The sequence below is a fragment of the Streptosporangium sp. NPDC023963 genome (genome assembly GCF_040639135.1).
In the GTDB taxonomy this organism is placed as follows: domain Bacteria; phylum Actinomycetota; class Actinomycetes; order Streptosporangiales; family Streptosporangiaceae; genus Streptosporangium.
In genome coordinates this window covers 293,743-316,693 of the sequence record NZ_JBEZZK010000007.1, presented here as the reverse complement: position 1 = coordinate 316,693, position 22,951 = coordinate 293,743, and the positions used below count along the sequence as shown (strand labels likewise).

At 69.4% G+C, this 22,951-nt stretch carries 27 protein-coding genes and 1 tRNA gene; 15 read left to right on the top strand and 13 right to left on the bottom strand.

Annotated features, from left to right (window positions below; translation table 11 throughout):
• Nucleotides 1–195 precede the first annotated feature (195 nt).
• A complete protein-coding gene (locus tag AB0F88_RS23335; protein WP_362687598.1) occupies nt 196–933 on the top strand; it encodes a nuclease-related domain-containing protein in 738 nt (245 codons plus the stop codon).
• Between the two features lie 19 nt (nt 934–952).
• On the opposite strand, the gene AB0F88_RS23330 is transcribed toward AB0F88_RS23335, so the two are convergent.
• A complete protein-coding gene (locus tag AB0F88_RS23330; RefSeq protein WP_362687595.1) occupies nt 953–2,323 on the bottom strand; it encodes a VWA domain-containing protein in 1,371 nt (456 codons plus the stop codon).
• Nucleotides 2,324–2,354: 31 nt separating this feature from the next.
• Nucleotides 2,355–3,206 carry a MoxR family ATPase gene (locus tag AB0F88_RS23325; protein ID WP_362687592.1) on the bottom strand — a complete coding sequence of 284 codons (852 nt, stop codon included), beginning with the start codon at nt 3,204–3,206 and terminating at the stop codon, nt 2,355–2,357.
• Nucleotides 3,207–3,407: 201 nt separating this feature from the next.
• Between AB0F88_RS23325 and AB0F88_RS23320 the strand changes: the two genes are divergently transcribed.
• Nucleotides 3,408–3,484, top strand: a tRNA-Lys gene (locus AB0F88_RS23320).
• A gap of 103 nt (nt 3,485–3,587) precedes the next feature.
• Here AB0F88_RS23320 and AB0F88_RS23315 read toward each other — a convergent pair.
• Entirely contained in the window at nt 3,588–4,760 is a 1,173-nt protein-coding gene (locus AB0F88_RS23315; RefSeq protein ID WP_362687589.1) for a serine hydrolase domain-containing protein, read from the bottom strand.
• Between the two features lie 207 nt (nt 4,761–4,967).
• On the bottom strand, nt 4,968–5,303 hold the full coding sequence (locus tag AB0F88_RS23310) for a helix-turn-helix domain-containing protein (protein ID WP_362687586.1): 336 nt from the start codon (nt 5,301–5,303) through the stop codon (nt 4,968–4,970).
• Nucleotides 5,304–5,486: 183 nt separating this feature from the next.
• Between AB0F88_RS23310 and AB0F88_RS23305 the strand changes: the two genes are divergently transcribed.
• The 5 genes from AB0F88_RS23305 (at nt 5,487) to AB0F88_RS23285 (ending at nt 10,064) form a co-directional block, all read left to right on the top strand.
• Nucleotides 5,487–6,425, top strand: a complete 939-nt coding sequence (locus AB0F88_RS23305; RefSeq protein ID WP_362687583.1) for an NAD(P)-binding domain-containing protein — start codon at nt 5,487–5,489, stop codon at nt 6,423–6,425.
• Between the two features lie 3 nt (nt 6,426–6,428).
• Nucleotides 6,429–7,328, top strand: a complete 900-nt coding sequence (locus AB0F88_RS23300; RefSeq protein ID WP_362687581.1) for an NAD(P)-binding domain-containing protein — start codon at nt 6,429–6,431, stop codon at nt 7,326–7,328.
• 101 nt (nt 7,329–7,429) lie between these two features.
• Nucleotides 7,430–8,407 (top strand): ABC transporter ATP-binding protein, encoded by a 978-nt coding sequence (locus AB0F88_RS23295; protein WP_362687817.1) that lies wholly within the window; start codon nt 7,430–7,432, stop codon nt 8,405–8,407.
• Between the two features lie 61 nt (nt 8,408–8,468).
• Nucleotides 8,469–9,230: an ABC transporter permease gene (locus tag AB0F88_RS23290; RefSeq protein WP_362687578.1), complete on the top strand. Its 762-nt coding sequence runs from the start codon at nt 8,469–8,471 to the stop codon at nt 9,228–9,230.
• Nucleotides 9,231–9,239: 9 nt separating this feature from the next.
• The gene (locus AB0F88_RS23285; RefSeq protein WP_362687575.1) at nt 9,240–10,064 is read left to right on the top strand and encodes an ABC transporter permease; all 825 of its coding nucleotides are present in this window, start codon (nt 9,240–9,242) and stop codon (nt 10,062–10,064) included.
• Between the two features lie 84 nt (nt 10,065–10,148).
• On the opposite strand, the gene AB0F88_RS23280 is transcribed toward AB0F88_RS23285, so the two are convergent.
• Nucleotides 10,149–11,435, bottom strand: a complete 1,287-nt coding sequence (locus AB0F88_RS23280) for a hydroxyacid-oxoacid transhydrogenase (RefSeq protein ID WP_362687572.1) — start codon at nt 11,433–11,435, stop codon at nt 10,149–10,151.
• A 199-nt stretch (nt 11,436–11,634) separates the two neighbouring features.
• Between AB0F88_RS23280 and AB0F88_RS23275 the strand changes: the two genes are divergently transcribed.
• Nucleotides 11,635–12,216, top strand: coding sequence for a hypothetical protein (locus AB0F88_RS23275; RefSeq protein WP_362687569.1), 582 nt, complete (start codon nt 11,635–11,637; stop codon nt 12,214–12,216).
• Between the two features lie 123 nt (nt 12,217–12,339).
• On the opposite strand, the gene AB0F88_RS23270 is transcribed toward AB0F88_RS23275, so the two are convergent.
• Nucleotides 12,340–12,720, bottom strand: coding sequence for a nuclear transport factor 2 family protein (locus tag AB0F88_RS23270; protein ID WP_362687566.1), 381 nt, complete (start codon nt 12,718–12,720; stop codon nt 12,340–12,342).
• A 150-nt stretch (nt 12,721–12,870) separates the two neighbouring features.
• Between AB0F88_RS23270 and AB0F88_RS23265 the strand changes: the two genes are divergently transcribed.
• Nucleotides 12,871–13,449, top strand: a complete 579-nt coding sequence (locus AB0F88_RS23265) for a helix-turn-helix domain-containing protein (protein ID WP_362687562.1) — start codon at nt 12,871–12,873, stop codon at nt 13,447–13,449.
• 85 nt (nt 13,450–13,534) lie between these two features.
• Here AB0F88_RS23265 and AB0F88_RS23260 read toward each other — a convergent pair whose 3' ends face one another.
• Together AB0F88_RS23260 and AB0F88_RS23255 are read right to left on the bottom strand one after the other, a co-directional pair.
• Nucleotides 13,535–13,894, bottom strand: coding sequence for an ATP-binding protein (locus tag AB0F88_RS23260; protein WP_362687559.1), 360 nt, complete (start codon nt 13,892–13,894; stop codon nt 13,535–13,537).
• Between the two features lie 122 nt (nt 13,895–14,016).
• On the bottom strand, nt 14,017–14,376 hold the full coding sequence (locus AB0F88_RS23255; RefSeq protein ID WP_362687556.1) for a hypothetical protein: 360 nt from the start codon (nt 14,374–14,376) through the stop codon (nt 14,017–14,019).
• Between the two features lie 222 nt (nt 14,377–14,598).
• Between AB0F88_RS23255 and AB0F88_RS23250 the strand changes: the two genes are divergently transcribed.
• From AB0F88_RS23250 to AB0F88_RS23240, 3 genes are all read left to right on the top strand, one after another.
• Entirely contained in the window at nt 14,599–15,426 is an 828-nt protein-coding gene (locus tag AB0F88_RS23250; RefSeq protein ID WP_362687553.1) for a helix-turn-helix transcriptional regulator, read from the top strand.
• Nucleotides 15,417–15,623, top strand: a complete 207-nt coding sequence (locus AB0F88_RS23245) for a DUF397 domain-containing protein (protein WP_362687550.1) — start codon at nt 15,417–15,419, stop codon at nt 15,621–15,623. The genes AB0F88_RS23250 and AB0F88_RS23245 overlap by 10 nt, the downstream gene beginning before the upstream one ends.
• Before the next feature lie 229 nt (nt 15,624–15,852).
• Nucleotides 15,853–16,305 (top strand): NUDIX domain-containing protein, encoded by a 453-nt coding sequence (locus AB0F88_RS23240; protein ID WP_362687547.1) that lies wholly within the window; start codon nt 15,853–15,855, stop codon nt 16,303–16,305.
• A gap of 92 nt (nt 16,306–16,397) precedes the next feature.
• Here AB0F88_RS23240 and AB0F88_RS23235 read toward each other — a convergent pair whose 3' ends face one another.
• Nucleotides 16,398–17,057, bottom strand: a complete 660-nt coding sequence (locus tag AB0F88_RS23235; protein WP_362687544.1) for a rhomboid family intramembrane serine protease — start codon at nt 17,055–17,057, stop codon at nt 16,398–16,400.
• Nucleotides 17,058–17,683: 626 nt separating this feature from the next.
• On the opposite strand from AB0F88_RS23235, the gene AB0F88_RS23230 reads away from it, so the two are divergent.
• Complete coding sequence (locus AB0F88_RS23230) at nt 17,684–18,367, top strand: hypothetical protein (protein ID WP_362687541.1); 684 nt, start codon at nt 17,684–17,686, stop codon at nt 18,365–18,367.
• A 172-nt stretch (nt 18,368–18,539) separates the two neighbouring features.
• Here the strand turns inward: AB0F88_RS23230 and AB0F88_RS23225 are convergent, their stop codons facing one another.
• The 3 genes from AB0F88_RS23225 to AB0F88_RS23215 all read right to left on the bottom strand — a co-directional run bounded on the left by AB0F88_RS23225 (nt 18,540) and on the right by AB0F88_RS23215 (nt 20,814).
• Complete coding sequence (locus tag AB0F88_RS23225) at nt 18,540–18,914, bottom strand: DUF427 domain-containing protein (RefSeq protein WP_362687538.1); 375 nt, start codon at nt 18,912–18,914, stop codon at nt 18,540–18,542.
• 107 nt (nt 18,915–19,021) lie between these two features.
• Nucleotides 19,022–19,915 (bottom strand): GNAT family N-acetyltransferase, encoded by an 894-nt coding sequence (locus tag AB0F88_RS23220; RefSeq protein WP_362687535.1) that lies wholly within the window; start codon nt 19,913–19,915, stop codon nt 19,022–19,024.
• A 269-nt stretch (nt 19,916–20,184) separates the two neighbouring features.
• Nucleotides 20,185–20,814 carry a TetR/AcrR family transcriptional regulator gene (locus AB0F88_RS23215; RefSeq protein WP_362687532.1) on the bottom strand — a complete coding sequence of 210 codons (630 nt, stop codon included), beginning with the start codon at nt 20,812–20,814 and terminating at the stop codon, nt 20,185–20,187.
• A gap of 163 nt (nt 20,815–20,977) precedes the next feature.
• Between AB0F88_RS23215 and AB0F88_RS23210 the strand changes: the two genes are divergently transcribed.
• Nucleotides 20,978–22,018, top strand: a complete 1,041-nt coding sequence (locus tag AB0F88_RS23210; RefSeq protein ID WP_362687529.1) for an aldo/keto reductase — start codon at nt 20,978–20,980, stop codon at nt 22,016–22,018.
• A 136-nt stretch (nt 22,019–22,154) separates the two neighbouring features.
• On the opposite strand, the gene AB0F88_RS23205 is transcribed toward AB0F88_RS23210, so the two are convergent.
• Nucleotides 22,155–22,439, bottom strand: coding sequence for an antibiotic biosynthesis monooxygenase family protein (locus AB0F88_RS23205; protein ID WP_362687526.1), 285 nt, complete (start codon nt 22,437–22,439; stop codon nt 22,155–22,157).
• 157 nt (nt 22,440–22,596) lie between these two features.
• Here AB0F88_RS23205 and AB0F88_RS23200 point away from each other — a divergent pair, with 157 nt between their 5' ends.
• A complete protein-coding gene (locus AB0F88_RS23200) occupies nt 22,597–22,914 on the top strand; it encodes a hypothetical protein (RefSeq protein WP_362687523.1) in 318 nt (105 codons plus the stop codon).
• Nucleotides 22,915–22,951: the final 37 nt, after the last annotated feature.

Genomic DNA, 22,951 nt, shown 5'->3' with positions numbered 1-22,951 from the left:
ATACCGACTGGTCGGTTGCACCGCTGGTGGCTGGCGAATGTGTGTTACTTGCGTCACCTTCGCGATCCAGGGATAGCTGGAGCCCCCGATTGGGTATTTCATGGTCTGAGGATCTTCAGCGTGGCAGGTCCCCCCTCCCATCCTTCCCGACCGTTCTAGCCATGGGGGTTCGCTATGCCGGGCGGATCTATCTACGTGACGCCAGTCGACCAGGTCCACGGCCTGTCGCCGCAGGTCATGTACGAGCAGTTCTGGATCAAGGAAGTCGCCCAGCGCAGGAAGATGCGCGCGGTCAAGGCGGTGGCCGGCCTGGCGGTGGGCGTCGCGCTCGCCTACCGGTTCAATCTGTCGCCGCCGATCCTCGGACTGCTGGGCGCCCTGCTCGTCGCCGCCGGGGACACGTTCCTGACCTGGCGGGAGTACGACGCCACCGCCGTCTGGCGCGGCAGGCGCCGGGGCGAGGCCATCACCGGCAAGCTGCTCCGCCGCAAGCTCCGCAGGGACGGCTACCACATCCTCGAAGGCCGGGCCATGCCGGGCAAGGCGTCGGTCGACCACCTCGTCATCGGCCCCGGTGGCGTCTGGGTGGTGGACAACGAGGCGTGGGGCCCCGACACCGAGATCGCCCGGTACGGCGACCGGTTGTTCCTGGGCGAGAAGTACGGCACGAAGGTGGCCAAGGCGCTCGTCGAGGTCTCCGAGTCGCTGGCCGAGGTCCTCTCCCGGGAGTCGGGCATCCCCGTCACCATCGAGCCCCTGATCGCCGTGCACGGCGGGGAGATCAGGCGGTCGGTCACCGCGGAGGGGCTCACCCTTCTCAAGCCCCGCCTGGTGGCGCGCTGGATCCAGAAGGGGCCACGGGCCGACTTCGACGACGCCCAGGTGGAGGTCCTCGCCAGGACCGCAGCCCGGGTGCTGCGCCGCATGAGCTGACCGCGCCCGTCGCGTTTTCTCAGACGAGTCCCTCGATGAAGGCCGCCAGTTGCGCGGCGTTCCGGCACTCGTACATCGGCACGATCCCGCCGTACGCCGTCGCGAGCGAGTCGCCGCTGTCCCACTGGGCGACCGGCTCCGGGTTGAGCCAGTAGGCGTGCCGGGCGCCGGCGGCCAGGCGCCTCAGCGTCTCCAGCGCGGGCGGCTGGTAGTTGGACCGGGCGTCGCCCAGGATCAGCAGGGACGTCTTCGGCCCGATGGCGTCGCCGTACCGTTCGGCGAACCGCTCCAGCGCGTGGCCGTAGTCGGTCCGGCCGAACCGCACCATGTCGGCCTCCTTCGTCAGCCGGGTCATCGCCTCCACCACGTCGGCGCCCGGTACGAAGAACCGGGAGATCTCGTCCACGGTGTCCACGAACCCGAACGCGCGGACCTTGGTGAACTGCTCGCGCAACGCGTACGTCAGCAGCAGGGTGAAGTGCGCGAAGGAGGCGACCGAGTCGCTGGTGTCGCACAGCACGACCAGTTCGGGCTTGTGCGGGCGGCGCGGCCTGTTGAAGGTGGTCAGCGGCACCCCGCCGCTGGACAGCGAGGCCCGTACGGTCCTGCGGAAGTCGAGGCGGCCACGGTGGCCGAGCCGGTGCTTGACGGTCAGCCGGGCGGCGAGGCGGCGGGCGAGCGGGTGGACCTCCCGGCGGAGCCTGGCCAGGTCGGCCTTGGTGATCCGCAGGAAGTCGAGCTGTTCGAGCGGCGGGCGTACCGCGGAGCGGGCGATCCGCTCGATCCCGGCGTCCTCGGCGATCCGGCGGCGCACGTCGGTGGAGACGGCGTCCTCGAAGCGCCTGGTGTTCTCGCCGATCCGCTGCCGGGCGACCCTCTCCGCCAGCCCGCCGCGCTCCCGGCCCGCGAGGACCTCGGCGAGCAGCCGCGCCATGAGCGTCTCGGGGGAGAGCGCCCGCATCACCGGGTAGGAGAACCAGTTCTGCCTGCCGGGGCCCGCGGGCTGGCGGCCGAAGCGCTCCACCATCGCCCGCGCGAACTCGTTCATCCCCTCGGCGCCCAGCAGCAGCCCGGCCAGCCGGTCGCGCAGCTCGGAGACCTCGGCGGTCTCCAGGTCAGGCGGGCCCGGCGGGTCCGGATCGGCCGCGTCCGACGCCCGCAGGCCGGTCGTCGAGGCGGGGAACCACAGGTCGAACAGTATGTCGAAGCCCGGCCGGTGCGAGGGCCGCTTGACCAGCGTCGCGGCGTACGCGGCCCGCAGCGACTCCCGCTCGGCCAGGTCGATCACCGCCAGCGCCCTGGCCGCGTCCAGTCCCTCGGCCGGCGACACCGGCAGCCCGGCCTCGCGCAGCGCGTGCACGAACCCCACGTGCCGGTCGAGCAGGCTCACCTCCGGCCTCCCGTCCCGTGGACCGGGCCCGTCACAGGGCCAGTTCCTTGCGCGCCCGGGTCTGGTCGGAGGCGTGCTTGAGGACGACGCCGAGGGTCGCTCCGATCGCCGCCTCGTCGAGCTCGGTCCTGCCCAGCGCCAGCAGGGTGTTGGCCCAGTCGATCGTCTCGGCGATCGAGGGCGACTTCTTCAGCTCCAGGCCGCGCAGGGTGGCGACCGTGCGGGCGAGCTGCTCGGCCAGGCTCGCCTCGATCGCGGGCACCTGGGCCAGCACGATGTCGCGCTCGCGCTCCGGCGTCGGGTACTCCAGGTGCAGGTAGAGGCAGCGCCGCTTCAGCGCCTCGGAGAGCTCGCGGGTGGCGTTGGAGGTCAGCACCACGTACGGCTTCCGCACGGCGGCGATCGTGCCGAGCTCGGGGATCGTGACCTGGTAGTCGGACAGGATCTCCAGCAGCAGCCCCTCCACCTCGACGTCGGCCTTGTCGATCTCGTCGATCAGCAGGACCACCGGCGTCTCCGACCGGATCGCCGCGAGCAGCGGCCGCTCCAGCAGGAACTCCTCGGTGAAGATGTCGTCATGCGTGGCGTCCCAGTCCTCGCCCTGCCCGGCCTGGATGCGCAGCAGCTGCTTCTTGTAGTTCCACTCGTACAGCGCCCTGGCCTCGTCCAGCCCCTCGTAGCACTGCAACCTGACCAGCCGGGCCCCGGTCGTCGCCGCCACGGCCTTGGCGAGCTGGGTCTTGCCCACCCCCGCGGGCCCCTCGGCGAGCAGTGGTTTGCCGAGCGCTCCCGCCAGGAAGACCGAGGTCGAGATGGAGGCGTCGGGGAGGTAGCCGACGGCGTCGAGCCGCTCGCCGGCGTCGCTCGGTGAGGCGAACCACATGTGTGCTCCCAGTACAGGACCGAATGTTGTTCTAGCTTAGCCGGTGATCGTCTCTGCCCCGCGATCGCCGCCGGCCGTGATCGTCTCTGCCCCGCGATCGCCGCCGGCCGTGATCGTCTCTGCCCCGCGATCGCCGCCGGCCGGGGGCCGTCGCCGATTTCGAAGCGCCGCCCGATGTGCGCTATTCTTCAAGGGCTTCAAGCGCCGCTAGCTCAGTTGGTTAGAGCAGCTGACTCTTAATCAGCGGGTCCGGGGTTCGAGTCCCTGGCGGCGCACCATACCTGACAGCGCATCAGCGATTCTCGCGGGTGCGCTGTCAGCGTTTCCGGCGTCCTGTCCCGTGCGTGCCGGGGGCGGGGCCGGAGAGAGGCCGGAGAAGCGCTACTCGGCGCCGCAGAGGGCGTCGTCGACGACCTTGATGACCTTCAGGGCCCCGGCCTCGCCGGTGGGCAGGGCGGTCACCGCGACCGCGGTCGCCCGGCCGTCGGTGGTGGCGGCGTTGCGGGTCTCGTAGCCGTCGATGTCGCCGCCGTGGCCCCACGCGGTGTCGCCGCAGCTCAGCTTCATCTTGATCACGCCGAGCCCGTACCGCCATCCCTCGGGGAACCCGGGGGCCTTGACCGTCTTCTTCATCTCCGCCAGCTGCGCGGGCCTGAGCAGTTTGCCGTCCAGGAGGGCGAGGAAGAAGGTGTTGAGGTCGTTCGGGGTGCCGATGAGCTGGCCGGCCGCGCCGCCCCAGGACGGGTCCATCGTGGTGATGTCGACGAACTCGCCCTTGGGCTTCCTGACCGTGTAGCCGCGGGGGTGCGGGCCCTTGACGGTCTGGTCGCCGACGCCCGGCCAGTAGGTGTCGCGCAGCCCGGCGCGGTCGATGACCCGCCTGGTGACCTCTTCGGCGATCGGCCGGCCGGTGACCTGCTGCACGACCAGGCCGAGCAGCAGGTAGCCGGTGTTGCTGTACTCCCAGCCCTTGCCCGGCCCGAACGACGCCCTGTGCCGCAGCGCCACGTCGATCATGTCCCTGGGCTCGACATAGCGGTGCTGGATCTTGAAGAAGTCCTGGTGCATGTAGCGGGTGTAGTTGGGCAGGCCGCTGGTGTGCTGGAGGAGCTGGCGAACCGTGATCTTACGGCCGTCGCCGGCCTTGCCGCGGACCAGGCCGGGCAGATACCTCTCGACCGGCCCGTCCAGCTCGATCCTTCCCTCGCCGACGAGCTGCAGCACGACGGTGGCGACGAACGTCTTGGTGTTGCTGCCGATGCGCACCCGGCCGTCGGCGGGCACCTCCTGCCGCGTCTCCAGGTCGCCGACGCCCGCCGTGTAGCCGGTGACGCGCCCGTCGGTGTCGCGCACCGAGGCCAGCGCGCCGGGGAACTCCTTGCCGATCAGCCCGTCGAGTGACTTCTGCACGCCGTCGTCGAAACCGGCGGCCGCAGACGCCGAGGTCGGGGCCGAGGCCGTCGCCGCGACCGGCGCGGCGACGGTGCCGACGGCGATCGTCGCGGCGAGCCCGCAGGCGAGGAGGCGTGAGCGGGGGGAGGAGGGCTTGTACACCGGGACTCCTTGTTCGAGGGTCACTTGCCGACCCCTGAAGCATGTCGCGGGGGAGATCATCACTTCGATCCCGCGAGCTGGAGCCTCTTGGTACAGCTGGTACTACCTCGATCAGGTGCGCCGGTCGGCCCGCGGGCGGCGCGGGACGGTGCCGAGACGACCCGTCCCGAGGTGCTCGCCCGGTCCCGGGCGCCGCTCGACGGGGCCTCAGCGGCGCGGGAGGGCCTCGATGGTCTCCATGTGGATCTCGCCCCACTCGCCGAGCGGGATGAGCGCGGTGTTGAGCGAGTGGCCGAACTCGGTCAGCGAGTACTCCACCTTCGGCGGAACCTGGTGATAGACCTCGCGGTGCACCAGGCCGTACGACTCCATCTCCCGGAGCTGCTGGATCAGCATCTTCTCGCTGATTCCCGACACGCTCCGGCTCAGCTCGCCGAACCGGAGGGCCCCGGAGTGGAGGGCCCACAGGATCAGTGCCTTCCACTTGCCGCCCACGACGTCGACGGCGGCGTCGAGCCCGCACGAGTAGGTCTGTTTCTTCATCCCGATCTCCACCCTTACGAAAAGGTTAGTACCTGACAAAATAGTAGGTACTTGAGGAAATTTCAGCGACGCGCCAGCATCGAAACGTCCCAGCCGGGGTCCGAAGGGATCCGGGCCTGGAACCTTCATATGCCGACATCGCGTGAAATAGGGGGACAAATGAATATTGACGAGAGGACGCCGGTGACAGTCATCGGCCTGGGGGCGATGGGCAGGGCGCTGGCCGGGGCCTTCCTGGACAGCGGCCATCCCACGACCGTGTGGAACCGTACCGCCGGGAAGGGCGGAGAGCTCACCGAGCGGGGCGCGACCGAGGCGGCCACCGCCGCCGAGGCGGTCGCCGCGAGCCCGGTCGTCGTGATCTGCGTGCTGGACTACGACGCGGTCCGCGAGGTCCTCGGCGCCCCCGCCCGCAACGTCCCCGAGGGCTCCGGCGCCCCCGGCACCGTGACCGGCCTCCTGGCGGGCCGGACCCTGGTGAACCTCACCAACGGCACGCCCCGCCAGGCGCGCGAGCTGGCCCGCTGGGCCTCCGAGCAGGGAGCGGACTATCTGGACGGCGGCATCATGGCGGTGCCCCCGATGATCGGGAGCCCCGGATCCCTCATCCTCTGCAGCGGATCGCCGGAGACGTTCACCGCTCACGAGCGGACCCTGTCGGCGCTGGGCACCGTCTCCCACCTGGGCGAGGACGCGGGCCGGGCGGCCCTGTACGACATCGCGCTGCTCAGCGCGATGTACGGGATGTTCGGCGGCTTCTTCCAGGCCGTCGCCATGGTCGGCTCCGAGAAGGTCCCGGCGACGGAGTTCACGCCGCTGGTGGTCTCGTGGCTCGAGGCCATGCTCACGAGCCTGCCCGAGATGGCGAAGGCGTACGACGCGAACGACCACTCCGCCACCGCCTCGAACCTGGGGATGCAGGCGGAGGCCTTCGTCAACCTGCTGGACGCCGGCAGGGACCAGGGCGTCAGCACCGAACTGCTGGAGCCCATGGGGGCGCTGCTCCACCGGGGGGTCGCCGCGAACCGGGGCGACGACGACCTCTCCGCCCTGATCGACCTGCTTCGCACGAACCCCGCGCGGGGCGCGAACGCCCGATCGAACGACGCCGGATCGGAGTAGGACATGACCCACGACCACCCCACCCCGGTGACGGTCCTCGGCCTGGGGCCGATGGGCCGGGCGCTGGCCGGAGCGTTCCTCGCGAACGGCCATCCCACGACCGTGTGGAACCGGACGGCCGCCCGGGCCGAGGATCTCGTCGCCCGGGGAGCGATCCGCGCGGACACGGCCGCCGACGCGGTCGCGGCGAGCCCGCTGACGATCGCCTGCGTGATCGACTACGACGCTGCGCAGGCGATCGTCGGCCCGGCGGCCGGCGCGCTGAAGGGGCGCACCCTGGTCAACCTCACCGCCGACACGCCGGAACGCGCCCGCCTGATGGCCGCGTGGGCGGCCGAGCGCGACATCGATTATCTCGACGGGGCCATCATGACCCCGACGCCGACCATCGGGGGACCGGCGGCGGTCGTCCTGTACAGCGGGCCCGAAGAGGTCCACCGGACCCATCGGCGGGCGCTGGCGAGCCTGGGCGGCACCTCCGCCTACCTGGGCGCGGACCCCGGGAGGGCGGCGGCGCACGACGTGGCCCTGCTCGACCTCTTCTGGACGTCCATGAGCGGTCTCGTCCACGCCTTCGCCCTGGCCGCCGCCGAGAACATCGCGGCGAGGGAGCTCGCCCCACTCGCCAAGGGGATCGGCGCCCTCCTCCCCGAGATCATCGACGAGTTCGCGGAGAACCTCGACGGCGGCGACCACCCGGGCGACGAGTCCACCATCCTGTCGGCCGCCGCCGGCATGGAGCACATCATCCACGCGGCCCAGGCCCGGGGCATCGACACCGGCGTGCTGAGCGCCGCCCGGGCCGTCGCCCTGCGGGCCGTCGACGCCGGTCAGGGTGGCGACGGCTTCTCACGCCTGGCGGAGGTGCTCGGAAGGCCCGTACCGCATCCCGTCGTCGGGTAAATATATTGCGAAACATGCTCGGACTCTTACAAAATCATGTCTTAAAGATCCCGTGATCTATAGGTAACACGACTGATCGTGCTGGAGAGCCCGAGGTGTCCATGGCAGAAGACGGCAGTGCGGCACCGTTGATCCAGGCGGAGGGGCTTCAGAAGACGTACCCGCCCAGAGACAGGCGGGGCACCGGGTTCCAGGCCGTGGCCGGGATCGACTTCCACGTCGACCGGGGGGAGGCCTTCGGGTTCCTCGGCCCGAACGGGGCGGGCAAGTCCTCGACGATGCGCATGCTCGGCTGCGTCTCCCCGGCCACCGCCGGAACCCTGCGGATTCTCGGCATGGACCCCGCGCGCGACGGCCGGAGGATCCGGGCGCGCCTGGGCGTGGTCCCGCAGGACGACGTGCTGGACCCCGACCTCACCGTGCGCGAGAACCTGACGATGTACGGCCTCTACTTCGGGCTGTCCCGCCGCGTGATCAGGGAGCGCGCGGAGCGCCTGCTGGAGTTCGCGCAGCTGGAGGAGAAGGCGGGCGAGAGCCTGGGGGCGCTGTCCGGCGGCATGCGGCGGCGGCTGACGATCGCCCGCTCCCTGATCAACGAGCCGGACATCCTCCTGCTCGACGAGCCGACCACCGGGCTCGACCCGCAGGCGCGGCACGTGCTGTGGGACCGGCTGTTCAGGCTGAAGCAGCAGGGGGTGACGCTGCTGCTCACCACCCACTACATGGACGAGGCCGAGCAGCTGTGCGACCGCCTGGTGGTGATGGACAAGGGGCTCGTCGCGGACGAGGGGTCACCCCAGGAGCTCATCCGCCGGCACTCGACGCGCGAGGTCCTGGAGCTGAGGTTCCGGATCGACGAGCACGAGCAGGCCGCGGAGAAGCTCTGCGACCTGGTCGGCCCCGGCGAGGGGGAGCGGGTGGAGGTCCTGCCCGACCGGGTGCTGGTCTACACGCACGACGGCGAGGCGACGCTGGCCGCGGTCACCGCCGCGCGGATGACCCCGATCACCGCCCTCGTCCGGAGATCGACGCTGGAGGACGTGTTCCTGCGCCTGTCCGGCCGGACCCTGACGGACTGAGGCGGACGACATGTCCATCATGCCGATGTTCCCGACCCCGACGGACCGAGGCGGACGACGCATGCCCATGTTCCTTCGCGAGTTCTCCTCGTGGATGCTCCGCTACCGCCGCTCCTGGAGGAGCACCATCGTCATCAGCGTGGCGAACCCGCTGCTCTTCCTGGTGGCCATCGGCGCCGGGCTCGGACAGCTGGTCGACCCCGCGTCGCTGGGCGGCCTGACCTACCTGGAGTTCTTCGCCCCCGGGATGCTCGCCGCCGCGGCGATGCAGAACGCCTACGTCGAGGCGGCGTTCGTGGTCCACAGCTCCCTGCGACAGGGCAAGGGCTACCTGGTGGCCGCCGCGACCCCGCTGGAACCCCGCGACATCATGGCCGGGCACCTGCTGTTCATGGCGTTCAGGATCGGCACGAGCGCGCTGGCGTTCGCCGTGGTGATGGCGGCCTTCGGCGCCACCCGCTCCCCGTGGGCCGTGCTCGTCGTGCCCGCCGCGCTGCTCACCGGCATGGCCTTCGCGGCCCCGCTGGCGGCGTGGACGGTGACCGTCGACAGGTTCAACACCCTCAACACGGTGTTCCGGTTCGTGCTGATGCCGATGTACCTGTTCTCCGGGACCTTCTTCGCCATCGAGACGCTCCCCGGCTGGCTGCGCCCGCTGGCGTACGTCACACCGCTGTGGCACGGCGTCGACCTGTGCCGAACCCTGAGCCTGGGCACCGCCACCCCGCTCACCTCCGCGATCCACGTCGGCTACCTGGCCGCGCTCACCGCCGGGGGCGTCGCGGTGGCCCTGACCACGTACCGGCGACACATCCACGTCTGAGGGGTCGACATGTCGCAGAACCTGGAGACCAGGGTGCCGGACCCGGAGAGCAGGGTGCCGCCCGCCGTGCCCCGCTGGGGCGGCGCGCACTTCCTGGTGTTCCGCAACCTCCGGGTGCACACCGGAGGCAACCCGTGGACCATGGCGATGTACTCGATCTTCGAGCCCATCCTGTACCTGCTCGCCATCGGCGTCGGCATCGGGCGGCTCGTCGGGGACGTCGACGGGGTGAACGTCACCTACGCCGCGTTCGTCGCGCCCGGCCTGCTCGCCACGGCGGTGATGAACAGCGCCCTGTACGAGACGATGGAGGGCGCCTTCGTCAAGTTCACCCACGAGCGGTACTACCGGGCGATCCTGTCCACCCCCGTGTCCCTCACCGGGATCGTCGCCGGCGAGGTGGCGTGGGCGGTGCTGCGCGGCTTCGTCACCGCGATCGGGTTCCTCCTCGTGATCACCGTGTTCGGGCTGGTCTCCTGGCCGGACGCCCTGGTCGCGGCGGCCGGTACGCTGCTCGTCGCCTTCGCCTTCGGGAGCGCGGGACTGGCCGTGACGACGCGCATCCGAGCGTGGTCCGACTTCCAGTACGTGCAGCTGGTGCTGCTGCCGATGTTCCTCTTCGCCACGACGTTCTACCCGGTCACCGTCTACCCCCGGGTGATACAGGTCATCGTGGAGCTGCTGCCCCTCTACCACGCCATCCAGCTGCTGCGCGGGTGCGCCCTCGGCCGGATCGACTCCGGCATGGTCGTGAGCGTGCTCTATCTCCTCGCCATGGGGGCGCTGGGTCTCGTGGTGGCCAGAAGGCAATGGGCACGCGTCATGCTGCACTGAACGGTGTGCTCACCAACGGTTCCTTCGGCAAGGGTGCCTTTTCACCGATGTTCCTTCACCGATGTTCCTTCACCGATGGCGTCTTCACCACAGGGTGATGGACCGGCTCAGGATCCCGGCCGCGTCGTCCTCGCCGACCGGGCGCGGGGCGGTGGCGAGCAGCCGCTGCTGCTTCATCGTCCCCTCCGCGAGCGCGGGGACGTCCGCCTCGGTGTACCCGACGCCGCCGATGCCGTTCGGCATCCCGACGTCGCGCATCAGCCTCGCCAGCACGCCGGGCAGGAACTCCGCGAGGTCGCCGGGCCTTTCGGCGGACGGGTCGAGCAGCTCGGCCGCCCGCAGGTGCCGTTCCGGCCGCGCCTCGAAGGTGAACCGGAACGCCTCGGGGGCGGTCAGCGCGACGGCCATCCCGTGCGGCACCATCGGCTCGTCCCCCGGGTAACCCTCGGGACGGAAGTCCCGCACGCGCCCGGCGATCGGGTAGGCGTTGGCGTGCGGGATGTGCACGCCCGCGTTGCCGAACCCCAGCCCGGCGAACGTCGCCGCCAGCGCCATCCGCGCCCTCGCCTCCCTGTCGTCCCCGTCGCGCACGGCGGCGCGGAAGGACCCCGCGAGCAGCTGCAGCGCCCGCTCGGACCACATGTCGGCCACCGGGTTCGACCCGCAGTACGGGACGCGCTCCTCGGGACGCTTGCGCTCGTAGGAGGTGTACGGGCGGGCGGTGTAGCTCTCCAGGGCGTGGCAGAGGATGTCCATCCCGGAGGCGGCGGTGACCTCCGGGGGCTGGGACAGCGTCAGGTCCGGGTCGACGACCGCCAGGACCGGGCGGAGCCGGGCGTGGCTGATCCCCGTCTTGACCTTCAGATCGAGCACGTCGAGCACGCAGATCGTGGTGCTCTCCGACCCGGTGCCCGTCGTCGTGGGCACCGCGACCAGCGGCTTGAGCGGCCGTGACGGCGCCAGGCCGCCTCCCACGGGCGCGTTGACGTAGTCCATCAGCTCGCCCGGGTTGGTGGTGAGCAGGTTGACCGCCTTGGCGGTGTCGATGCTCGACCCGCCCCCGACGGCGACGAACGCGTCCCACGGGCCGGAGGCGCGGGCGTGCTCGACGGCCGCGAGCAGGCTCTCGTCCGTCGGCTCGACGCGCACGCCGTCGTACACGCGCGCCTCCATGCCGAACCCCGCCAGCTGCTCGGCGATCCGCCGCGGCGCGCCGGTCGCGGCCACCCCCGGGTCGGTGACGACGAGGACGCGGCGCGCGCCGTACTGCCCGAGATCGAAGCCGATCTCGGCGGAGGCGCCCGGCCCGAACTTCAGTGCGGGGGCGCCGTAGGTGAAGACGGACTCGGGATCGCTCGGAGCGGTGAACACGTCCCGTTCCCCTCTCTCGCTGGTCGTACCGATGGGGCAGGAGCCATCTGCGTCAGCGAGCATACCCAGCGGTATGTCGTTGCCGTCCACCCGCCCGCCGATCGCGGGCCCGGGGCCTCTCGCGGACACGAGATCCGGGGCTTTCGCGGGCAAGAAGCCTGCAAGCCGACGACAAGCCGGACTCCGTATCGTCGCCGCCATGATGAAGCGAACGATCACGCTGGCCGCCGTCGCCGGAGCCGCCGTGCTGGCGGCCCAGTTCCCCGCGTCCGCGAGTTCCTCCACCGCGCCGCTCCGGCTGCGCGCCGGTCTGACCCTGGAGATCCCGAACTCCTGGCGGGTGTACCGGACCGCGGACCGGGTCCAGGTGGTGACGGGTGCCTGCGCGCGGCCCGGCCGCGGCTACTTCCAGCCCAAATGTGACAGCTTCTGGGTCATGGGGCCGAAGACACTCAAGATCGGCGCCGAGGGGTTCGGACCCTACGACCCCACGCAGGGCCCGTACTACCCGGCCTCCGACGTGCAGCGCTGCCCGACCGACCCCAAGTACGGCCAGGTCCTCGGCAAGGCGATCGTGGTCGGCTACCGGAACGTCGGGGTGGCGCACAAGGCGCACTACCGGGTGTGGCCCGGCCGGTGCGTGTCGTACAGCAACGGTGGGCAGAAGTCGACGTTCAACCAGCGCGAGTGGTACCTGCCGCAGTCGAAGATCCTCGTCGTCGACCAGTGGGCCACCCCGGGCCTGGCCACGATCCTGAAGAACGCCGTCTGGGACGACTGATCCCGGAACGGGGTCCGGCCCCGGGCAGGACGGCGTGGTGACGGTGAACGGCGGCGGGCCAGGGCCTGATCCCGTTCCGCCGGCCTGCTTGCCCGGGTGCCCCGCGAGAGCGTGGAGCCGTTCCTATCCGGCGCCCAGAGGGACTCGCCGCGAGAGCACCCTGCGATGGCTGATTCGCCAGCCCCGGTCGCCGCGCGAGACCGTGTCCTCGTAGGTCACGCTTCCGCACGTGCCGTCCGCCATGATGCCGATGCCCTTGGACAGAGCACGTACGTGATCATCGGCTGTTTCGGTGACAACGATGTTCGTCACGTGGTGGCCGACCGGATTACGCTCGCCCATGGCCAGCGCCGCGTCGCGAAACGCGGCCAGACCCTCGATGGTCCCTCCGCCCAGATCACTGACGTCGTAGACGGCGTCGGCGGTGAACAGCTCGTGCAGCCGGTCGAGTCTCCCGGCGTCGATCAGGTGACCGTGCATCGAGATCAGCTCCGTGATAGCCACGCGATCCTCGGCGGTAAGCGCCATGGCAGTCCTCCCGTAAGGGCTCCGATGAGACCCGTCGTCAACCCGGGTGAGCGATATGGGGACCTCCCCGTTTACGGGTATTACCATAAACGGGGAAGTCCCCATTAACAAGTCTGGAGCAGGCAGATGGCGCGTACGGGCGACAGGCCGACCACTCCCGGGCGAGGGCGCAGAGCCGACGCCGCGCGGAACGCCGGGTTGCTGCTGTCGGCGGCGAGAGAACTCTTCGAAGAACACGGTCCCGAGGTCGCGTTGGACGACATCGCGCGCAGAGCGGGCGTGGGCAACGCGACTCTCTACCGGCACTTCCCCACTCGTGGCGACCTGCTCGTCGCCGTGTACGCGGAGGAGGTCGCCGCACTCTGCGAGCGGGGTGCGGCACTGCTTCGGGAGCCGTCGGCGGTCGAGGCGCTCTTCGACTGGCTGGACGGCTTTGTCGTCCACGTCGCGACCAAGGGCCCCCTCGCCCTCGCGGGCACCGAAAGCAGGAACGAGCGGCGCACCGAACTGTTCGATCGCTGGCATGAGTCGATGAGATCGACCGCGGAGGCTCTGCTCCTCAGGGCGCAGGAGGACGGCGCCGTCCGATCCGACCTCGCGGTAGGTGACCTGCTGGCCCTGACAGGCGCGGCCGCCGTCGCCGGCGCCGACGCGAGCCATGCGCGACGGCTGTTACGGATCCTGCGCCACGGCATGGCCGTGTAAGCCCCCGCCCCCGTTGCTCCCCTCGCCGTGATGACGGGCAGGTCCGTACGCCCTCCGCCACCTTCGAGCGGCCGGGTGCGCGGATCTACCCCGGCACCCGGAACCAGACCGACCCGCCCGCGTCGTCGCGGTGCGAACCCCATCCGGCCGCGACCATCTCCACCAGCCACAGCCCCCGCCCGCCGTCGTCGTCCGCCTCCGGCACGCGCACGGCGGGCGCGCTCGCGGCCGATCCGTCGTCGGTGACCTCCACGTGGACCATCGCGCTGGTACGCGCCACGTAGACGGCCACCCGTCCGTCCGCCGTACGCCCGGAGTCGGAGTGGGCCACCGCGTTCGTGGCCAGCTCGCTCAGCAGGAGCAGCACGTCGTCGAGCACCGAGTCCTCGACTTGCCCGGCGAGCAGGTCACGCGCCCAGGCCCGAGCCTCCGGCACGGATTCCACCCGCCCGGGAAACACCTTCCGCCACGCGCTGCACGGCCCACCCGCCCACGGCGTTGTCGACGTTCCGTCACCGTGATGTCCAGGACAGCTGTCCTCTTTCCCCGTGGTCTCCTCTCCGGATCTCACGCGGTCACCGCCGACATGATCATGTCGGCCGCGTTGTCGGCCTCCGCCCAGACCCATTCCCCGCGCTGCCACAGCCGCGCCCACCAGGGCCGCCAGACGAACGCCCACCCGCAGTAACGCCGGACGACCGTGATCCTGACCAGGGTCGCGCCCGTCGCCGTACGGATCTCCAGAATCGGCTGCCCCGCCACCGGGAGGACCAGCGAGGTGCACACACCGAGGCGATGCAGATCCCAGCCGAGCCGGGTCAGATGGACGAATCGCTCGCGCCGCTCGACCGCCGTCGCGTTCCTGTCCGCCGAGTGCCTCCGGCGAGCGCGATCGAGGCGTGAAAGGTCGCCGTTCTGGTCATTCATCACTCGTCTCGTCTCCGGTTTAAAGGGGATGGGATGCTTTCTTTTCCGTCCTGTCGAACCGAGAGGACGTGTGATTAGATTGCCCTCATGCGAGGTGGGGACATAACCGGATCGGCAATCCGAGAGATAGCTGAAAATGCCGACGGTCGGCCTGTCGATACCAAGAGCTGACATCGCCCATTAACCCAAAAAGCCGTTTTTCTCTATTTCAGGAGGAATGCGATGAGCGTCGAGACCTCCCCGGAGCCCGGATCTCCGCACGCGCGTTTCGGGTCCGAGATGCGCCGCCTGCGTGAGGCCGCGCAGTTGTCCCAGAGCGCCGTCGCCTCACGCCTGGGATGCACGCAGACGCAGGTGAGCCGCCTGGAGTCCGCCACCCGCACGCCGTCGAGATCCGACGCCGAGCGGCTCGACCTGCTCTTCGGCTCAGGCGGCAGCACGCACTTCACGGACCTGCGCCGACACATCGTCGCCCGCCCCAGCGGCCCGGCCTGGTTCATCGGCTGGGCCGAGGAAATAGAACCCGCCGCCCTCGTCCTCCGCTCCTGGGACCCTCTTCTCGTCCCCGGCCTCCTCCAGACGGAGTCCTACGCCCGGCACCTCTTCACTCATGGCCCCCGAGCCACCCCCGACGAGGTGGAGGAGCGTGTCCAGGCCCGCATGCGCCGCCGGCGCATCCTCGACAAGGACGACCCTCCGATGCTTCTCGTCCTCATGGACGAGGGCGTACTTCGCCGTCGCGTCAACGGTCCCGAGGTGATGCGGGAACAACTCGGCCACCTGCTGGAGGCGGCCCAGAGCCCCAATGTCTCTATCCAGGTAGTCGATCCGGAATGCATGGCGGGTCTAGCGGGCGCTTTCATGATTGCCGAGCTTCCGAACGGGCAGCCGGAGACCATCCATATGGACTCGCCGGCCCTAGGACACGTCACGACCGACCATGACCTTGTGATTTCCATCCGAAATCGATATGAAGCGATACGGCTGTGGGCCTATCCTGAGCGTGCATCCCTCAAAATGGTCGAAGAAGTGAGGCGGGAATGGACCTGAGTGCCGCTGTGTGGCGGAAGTCATCGCACTCCTCCGACAACGGTGGCCAGTGTGTCGAGGTGGCCGCCAACCTGCCGGGTGTGGTCGCGGTCCGCGACAGCAAGGACCCCCAAGGCCCCAAGCTCCTCTTCACTCCCGCCGAGTGGCGGGCTTTCGTCGGTGGCGTCAAGATCGGTGAGTTCGACCGGCTGACCTGACGGAAAACACGATACGCGGCGTCGCCGGATCACCTGCCGGGGCCGGCGGGTCGTCGAGCTGCCCTACCGCTATCTCGGCTCCGACGACCGTGCCGGGCCCAACTACACCGGCCAGCCCGCGGTCGACTCCTACTACGCCCATGCTTCGTGAAACCGGGCCCGGGAGTCACGGTCCGAACGGGTAGCGTCTGATCTTCAGGCGGGCGCCGGCCTGCGGATGGGACTCACCGTGAAGAAGCTGATCGTCCGGCTCTGGAGGCTGACCAGTGGCTCACTCCAGTGGCGCGTCAACTGGCTTCGTCACGCCACGTTCATGGTCGGGGTGACCGGCATAGTGCGCGACCAGGACGGCAACGTCCTCCTGCTGAAGCACCGCTTCTGGCCGGAAGGCAGGCAGTGGGGCCTCCCGACCGGCTACGCGAACAGATCGGAGACCTTCGAGGACACGGTCCGCCGCGAGGTGCGGGAGGAGACCGGGCTGAAGGTCCACGTCGGAGAGCTGGTCCGGCTGAAGAGCGGCTACCGGCTGCGCCTGGAGGTGGCCTACGAGGCCGAGTTCGCCGGCGGCACGCTCAAGCTCGACGATTTCGAGATCCTGGAGGCGGGCTGGTTCGCTCCGGACGACCTGCCGGCGGAGCTGCAGGAGTCACACCGCCTTCTCATCCGGCGTAAGCACATCTAGAGTCCTGTGCAGAAAACCTGGCGCCTCATCATTTCGCGATCCCCGGAAGTTCTTGCGAGGCGCCGACGCGGCCGCTCCTGGTGGCGTCCGCGTCAGAGCCCGAGTTCGTCCAGTTCCTTCCGCAGTGCGGTTCTCGGATCCTGGGGTGAGGGGGCCGGGACCGGTCGGGTGCGCTTACGTTCGCGGAACAGCCAGCCGCCCAGCAGGCCGGCGAGGAAGCCGAACAGGTGGGCCTGCCAGCCGATGCCCTCCTTGGGCAGCAGCCCGGTGAACTGGTAGGAGAAGCAGAGGGCGATGACCAGGCCTACCACGATGTCGATCAGATGCCGGTCGAAGGCCCCCCGCACCAGGACGTAGCCGAAGTAGCCGAAGACGACGCCGCTCGCGCCCGCGCCCACGCTCTGCGGGTTGGAGGTGAACCAGGCCCCAAGGCCGCTGACCAGGATGATCAGCCCCGTCACGCCGAGGAACTTGACGACGCCCCGGTAGGCCGACAGGAAGCCGAAGACGAACAGCGGTCCCGAATTGGCCTGGATGTGTTCCCAGCTCCAGTGCAGGAACGGCGCCGACGCGATGTCGGGCAGGCTCGCGGGATCCCATGGCCGCACGCCGTGCTCCTGGCCCAACGCGTAGCCCGACGTCCAGTTGGCGATCTGCATCACCCAGATGAGGGCCAGGAACCCGACCATCACCCAGAACGCCTTGCGAGCCTCGGCGATCATGATCTCGGCCGTACCGCCCTTGGCACCCACCGGTTCCTCCCCAGCTCTCCGGATCTCGTCCGCAGTTCAGTATCGGGATGAAAGATCACAGATGCGACAGCAGGACGTGGCCGCCTTCGGCCTTCCCGCTCCGGCGCTCTCCGGACGTCGATCCATTCAGTTCCGGTCGGCGGCCGGGCGTATCGCCGGGACCGGGCGTATCTCGGGATGAGCGTCCCGAGTTCCCGGTTGACGGCTTCGAATGACGGGCCGCCGCGGCCAATTCATATAGATATATGAAGGCAAGTCCATCTTATTGGGATATTGCCAACTCTGGCCCAGATAATCGGGTTCACATTGCCGTGTCGCCTTCCCGGGCGACCGTGTGCCATTTACATTCGAACGCGACGCACCGAATAGCCGGCATGAATAGCCGTCAAAAGATTGCATTCACTGGCAAATCGGGCGCGGCATGGAATGTGAACGCGCGGCGCGCTGTAGCGGACGAGCGGAGAGTCCACGTTGAGGTGGACGGCGGCGCGAATCGGCATGCGGGAAGTGCGGAAAGCATGCGGCGGGGAGCGGGCATACGGGATCTCTCGGACGCCGGAAAATCCTGCCCATGATTCCGGCAAGCGTGACATGGATCAGAGATGACGAGCAACAAGGAGATGGAAATGCGCCAGGAAATCGGAACGGAATCGCATCAGGGAGTCAAGCGTGACGCCGTACGGCGGTTGCGCCTCCTCGCGGCCGGGCTCGGTGCGGCCCTGCCCCTGATCGCCTCCGTCCCGGCACCGGCCGGGGCCGTCGCGACACCCGGGGAACCCGCTCCCACCCCCGCCAACAACTGCGTCGTCGACGTGATCGGAGGACTGAACGAGCCGGGAACGGAGCACTGCTTCCCCACGTTCACCGAGGCGATCCGGTTCGCCACCGACGGCGCCGTCACCGACGCCCCGCCCTCCGCCGTCGAGGGTGTGGACGACCCCGTCCTCGACGCGCTACTCGGTAGCAGCGAGAAGTCGGCCGACGCCGAAGCGACCCCCGCCGCCGCTGGGACCCTGATGATAATCGGGATCGAATACGAGCACATAAACTACCGGGGCGCCTCGTACACCTTCCGCGGCTCCCGGAGCTGCACCGGTCCGACCACCAACATCGACTACTCGGTCAATCTTCCGCGGCACTGGTGGGACCGCATCTCCTCTTTCAGGAACTACTCCAACTGCTTCACCAACCACTATGCGTATACGAACTTCCTCCCCCCGGCGACCGGTTACCTGAATGACCGGGCGGTCATGCCGATCATCAACGGCCGCAACTTCAACGACGACGCGCGATCGATCAGGTGGAGCTGACCGGCATTGCCTTACCGGCCCGAGCGGCGGTCCGCACAGGCCGCCGCTCGGCCCGGCCGTGTTCCAGAAAAGGCCCTCGCACAGGGGCGCCGGGACATCGAGGACACCGGGAACACCGGGAACACCGGGAAACGGGGAGCACCGGGAAAGCGCCTCGGGTTCTGGCGGGTGGCTACTCGACGACGATGGAGTCGACCCGGTCGGGATAGAAGGCGACGTGGTCCTTGATCTCGGCGACGGCCGGGTGCGGCGACTCGTAGAACCACACCGCGTCCACCGACTGCTTCCCGTCCACCGTGACGGTGTAGTAGCTCGCGTCGCCCTTGAACGGGCAGTAGGTGGCGGTGTCGGTCCGCTCCAGCAGCGAGCGGTCGACGTCGGCGATCGGGACGTACTGCACCGGCGGGTACGCCGCCTCCCGCAGCGTCAGCGCGCGCCGCGAGTCGGCGACCACCTGGCCCCCCACCGAGACGACGACCCGGGCCGGGTTCGCCGTGATCGTGATCGGATGACTGGGGCTGGGCTCCAGGATGGGCTTGTCGGTCATGGCGGGACCCCTTTCTGTCATGTCCAGTCTGCCGGACCGGTGCGCCCCCGGGTCGCCGCGCCCCCGAGTCCCGGGGCGAACATCGGCCAGGCGTTTCCGCGCGTCGTTCACAGATCGCGCAGAAGGCTCCAGTATCCGACGTCCGGCACCATGCCGAGTGCCTTGTTGGCACGGATGATCGGCGTGTTGGATTCGTCGTTGTGGGTGGTGACGCTTTCGGCCCCGGTCCGCTGGGCGTACAGAAGTGAATTCGCCTTCACGGCCGTCGCCACTCCCTGCCCTCGGAAGTCGGGGTCGGTGCCGGTGAAACGCACGTACCAACTTCGCCTCTGCGGTATCAGGATGCTCATACCCTTGGGCCGGACGGATCCGGCATCGGGTGAATCGGCGATCAGATACATGCTCCCGGGCGGGAATTGCAGAAGCCGTGCGCGGACGTCGACGGGGCGGTTTCCGTAGGGGAGGGGAAGCCCCATCCTGCAACGGGTGAAGCACTCAAGGATCAGGTCCTCCTCGGAGGCCATGGTCGCTTTCCGGATGAGCACCCCGGCCCGCTCGGCCGTCTCGGCCGCCCGCGCGGCCAGCGAGTACTCGGAGCCGGTCAGGTCGAAGCGGAAACCCAGGCTGTGATGCGCGACCGTGAAACCGTGACGTTCCGCGAACGCGCGCCCGCGAGGCAGGTCGTCCCGGATCGAGCAGGTCGCCGTTCCACCATCCAGGAGTCGCAGCTCGGCGTCCACCCGCTCGGCGAGTGCCGAGCCGATGCCGAGGCCCCTGGCGTCCGCGTCGACGGAGATCAATGCCGAGAAGGTTTCGGGAAACACGGGATCCGCCGTGATTTTCGCCGCGCCGACGACGGTATCCGCTCTTGTGGCGACAATCGCGAGAAGAGGGGCGGGGGCCGAATTCCCGATCAGGCCGGACAGGAGAACGTGGCCGATATCGTGGGCGCTCGTCTCGTTCAGCAACGCGACGACACGGAAGAAGTCCTGCGGTTCCATGGGGCGTATCCGGTATCTCTGATCACTCACGGGAAATTCTCTGTTCAGTCTCGGTATGGAGATCCGCCGTGGGGGGAGCCCTGGCTGCGGCAGCCCTCCCGAGGGGTTTCCCCGGGCCTGCGGCGCACCTTCCAAAGGGAAGACGAATCAAGGGGCGGGGACCGTGGCCGGCGGCCACGCGTCCAGCACACCACCCTGAGCCTCGTTCACGGGACTTGAAGCAGGCCCTGAGCGGGCAGGTACCGCCAGGGCCACCCGGGAGAGGGCGTTTACTCGCCGTGGTCCGCCGGGCGGCGGAAGACGCCGTACCACCAGGTCAGTGCCATCTCGCGGGCGAACGCGGCGTCGCCGCCGGGATCTCCGGCGGTGACGTGGTCGACGATGGCCCGTTCGCCGCCCATGACGATCACCCGGGTGGCGCTCACCGGGTCGAGGCCGGCGGGGACGCGGCCCGCGTCCTGCTCGGCGCGGAGCACCGCGATCGTCCAGTCCGTGAACTGCTTGACCTCCTTGCCCCAGAAGTCACGCACGGTCGCGTCGTAGGTGGCGACCTCGGCGATCGCCTGCCGTACGGCGGCGTGTCGCCGGTAGACCTCCACCACCCGCAGGAAGGCGTCCGCGAGACGTTCGACGCCGTCCGACGGGTCCCATGCCGAGGTGAGGTCGAACGAAGAGGCCATGAGCTCGGTGGCCAGACGCATGAGCAGGTCGATCTTGTCGCGGAAGTGGCTGTAGAAGGTCGAGCGGGCGACGCCGGCCTCTGTGGAGATCTGTTGCACGCCGAGCTCGGTGAAGTTCGCGCCGTTGATCAGGAGACGCTGCGTCGCGGCCAGGATCTCCGCCTCGGCCGAGGTGGGACGGCCGACGCTCGCGGTGCGTCGTCGAGTAATCGAAGGCATATCCGGATCCTAGGTCGTCGTCCCGCGGCGAACGTCGCGCTACACCTCGTCCGGACATCGTGTAGCGTAATTTTCGGACAGAGTGTCCGGACATAGCGACCGAACGGGTGCGAGACGCCCGGCCGCCTGCCGTGGACCGGACGTACACATGAAGGAGTAGCTGGTGAAATATCGTCTGCTGGGACGTACCGGGGTCTGGGTCTCCGAGATCTCCCTGGGCGCGATGACGTTCGGCGGCAAGGATCACCCGGTGTTCCACAACCTCGGGGCACTCGGGCAGGAGGAAGCGGATCGGATCGTCGGCACGGCACTCGACGCCGGGATCAACTTCATCGACACCGCCGACATCTACGCCGACGGCGAGAGCGAGGAGATGCTCGGCCGGGCGGTCGGGCGGCGCCGGCGGGACGTGGTGCTCGCCACCAAGCTGTTCGCTCCGGTCGGGCCGGGGCCCAACGACCAGGGGCTTTCCCGTCTGCACGTGATGCGGGCCCTGGAGGACAGCCTGCGCCGGCTGGGGACCGACTACATCGATCTCTATCAGATCCACAATTACGACCGCCTGACGCCGCTCGAGGAGACGCTGAGCGCGCTCGACGACGCGGTACGACAGGGCAAGGTCCGCTACATCGGCTGTTCCAACCTCGCCGCCTGGCAGGTCAGCAAGGCGCTGGGCATCTCCGCGCTGCACAACCAGGCGAGGTTCGTCGCCAACCAGATCCAGTACTCACCGGCGACGCGCGACGTCGAGCATGAGCTGGTGCCGTTGGCGGAGGACGCGGGGCTGAGCCTGACGGTGTGGCAACCGCTTCTCGGCGGATTCCTCACGGGCAAGTTCGACCGCGGCGGGGTGACCACCGAGCAGGACTCCCGCCGGGCCCGGAACGGCTTCGACTTCGTGCCGTTCGAGGAGGAGAAGGGCTTCAAGGTGCTCGACGTGCTGCGGACCGTCGCCGCGCGGCACGAGGTGAGCCCCGCCCGGGTCGCGATCGCCTGGCTGCTCGCCCAGCGCGCCGTCACCAGCGTCATCGTCGGCGCGCGCAAGCTGGAACAGCTCACGGACAACATCGCCGCCGCCGACCTGACGCTCACCGAGCAGGATCTCGCCGAACTCGACGAGGCCGGCCGGCCGGCGGTCGCCTACCCGAACTGGATCCAGGAGTGGTCCGCTCAGGGACGGACCCCGGCCGGAAACCTGGCCTGACGCGGCGCCTCGGGTGGCGGGCGCGGGGAACGGCCCGGCCTGACGCCCGGAGCCCGCTCTCGTGCCGCCCGGCGATCGGAGAAGCGGTCAGACCGGTCGCGCCGGTACGGGAAAGGAGCTCCACCGGCCCGCCGGATCAGGCGGGGCCGACACCGGAGATCTGGTAGCGCGCCACCTCGGCGTCGCGGATCACCGCCTCCTGGTCGTCGCCCGGCCCGGAACCCCGGAAGGCGTCGAGGGTCTCCGCCGACTCCCAGCGCTCGTAGACGTTGATCCGGCCGGCGTCGACGAGGTCGGCGCCGAGCGTGAAGTCGAGGCAGCCGGACGAGGCGCGAGCCTGCTCGACCACGCTCACGCACCCCCGGAGGTAGCCGTCACGGGCATCGGGGTCCACCCGGATCCAGCCTGAGACAATGATCATGACGTCAGGGTACGGTCCGCCACCGACAGAACCGCCGCCACGCGCGACCGGGCGATCGGCAGGCGTCGATCTTTCCGTACCGTCCGCGCATATCGGGCGTCCGCCGGGCACGTAGGATTCGACGGCCGGGCGGACGAGGCGAGAACGAGGACGTGGTGTGAGCTTTGATCTCGGAGTCTGGTTCGGGACCGAACCGATCACCGCGCGGGAGGCCCTTCTCCGGTATCTCGCCTGGGACGAGAGCGGAGCCGCCCCCGGTGAGCCGCGCCCGGAGGTGGCGGCCTTCTACGAGGAGCTGACGGCGCTCTTCCCGGACCTGACCGCTGAGAACTACGGCACCTCACCATGGTCCGAGCCGCTGACCGTGGGTGAGGACTTCGTGCTGATGAACGCCGTCTTCCCCCGGGCCGGAGAGGTGTGCCGCGTGGTGCTGGAAATGGCGGCACGGCATCGGCTCGTGCTCTTCGAGCTCTAGCGGGCCGTGGAGACCGTGGGGAGCGGGTGACGGCGAC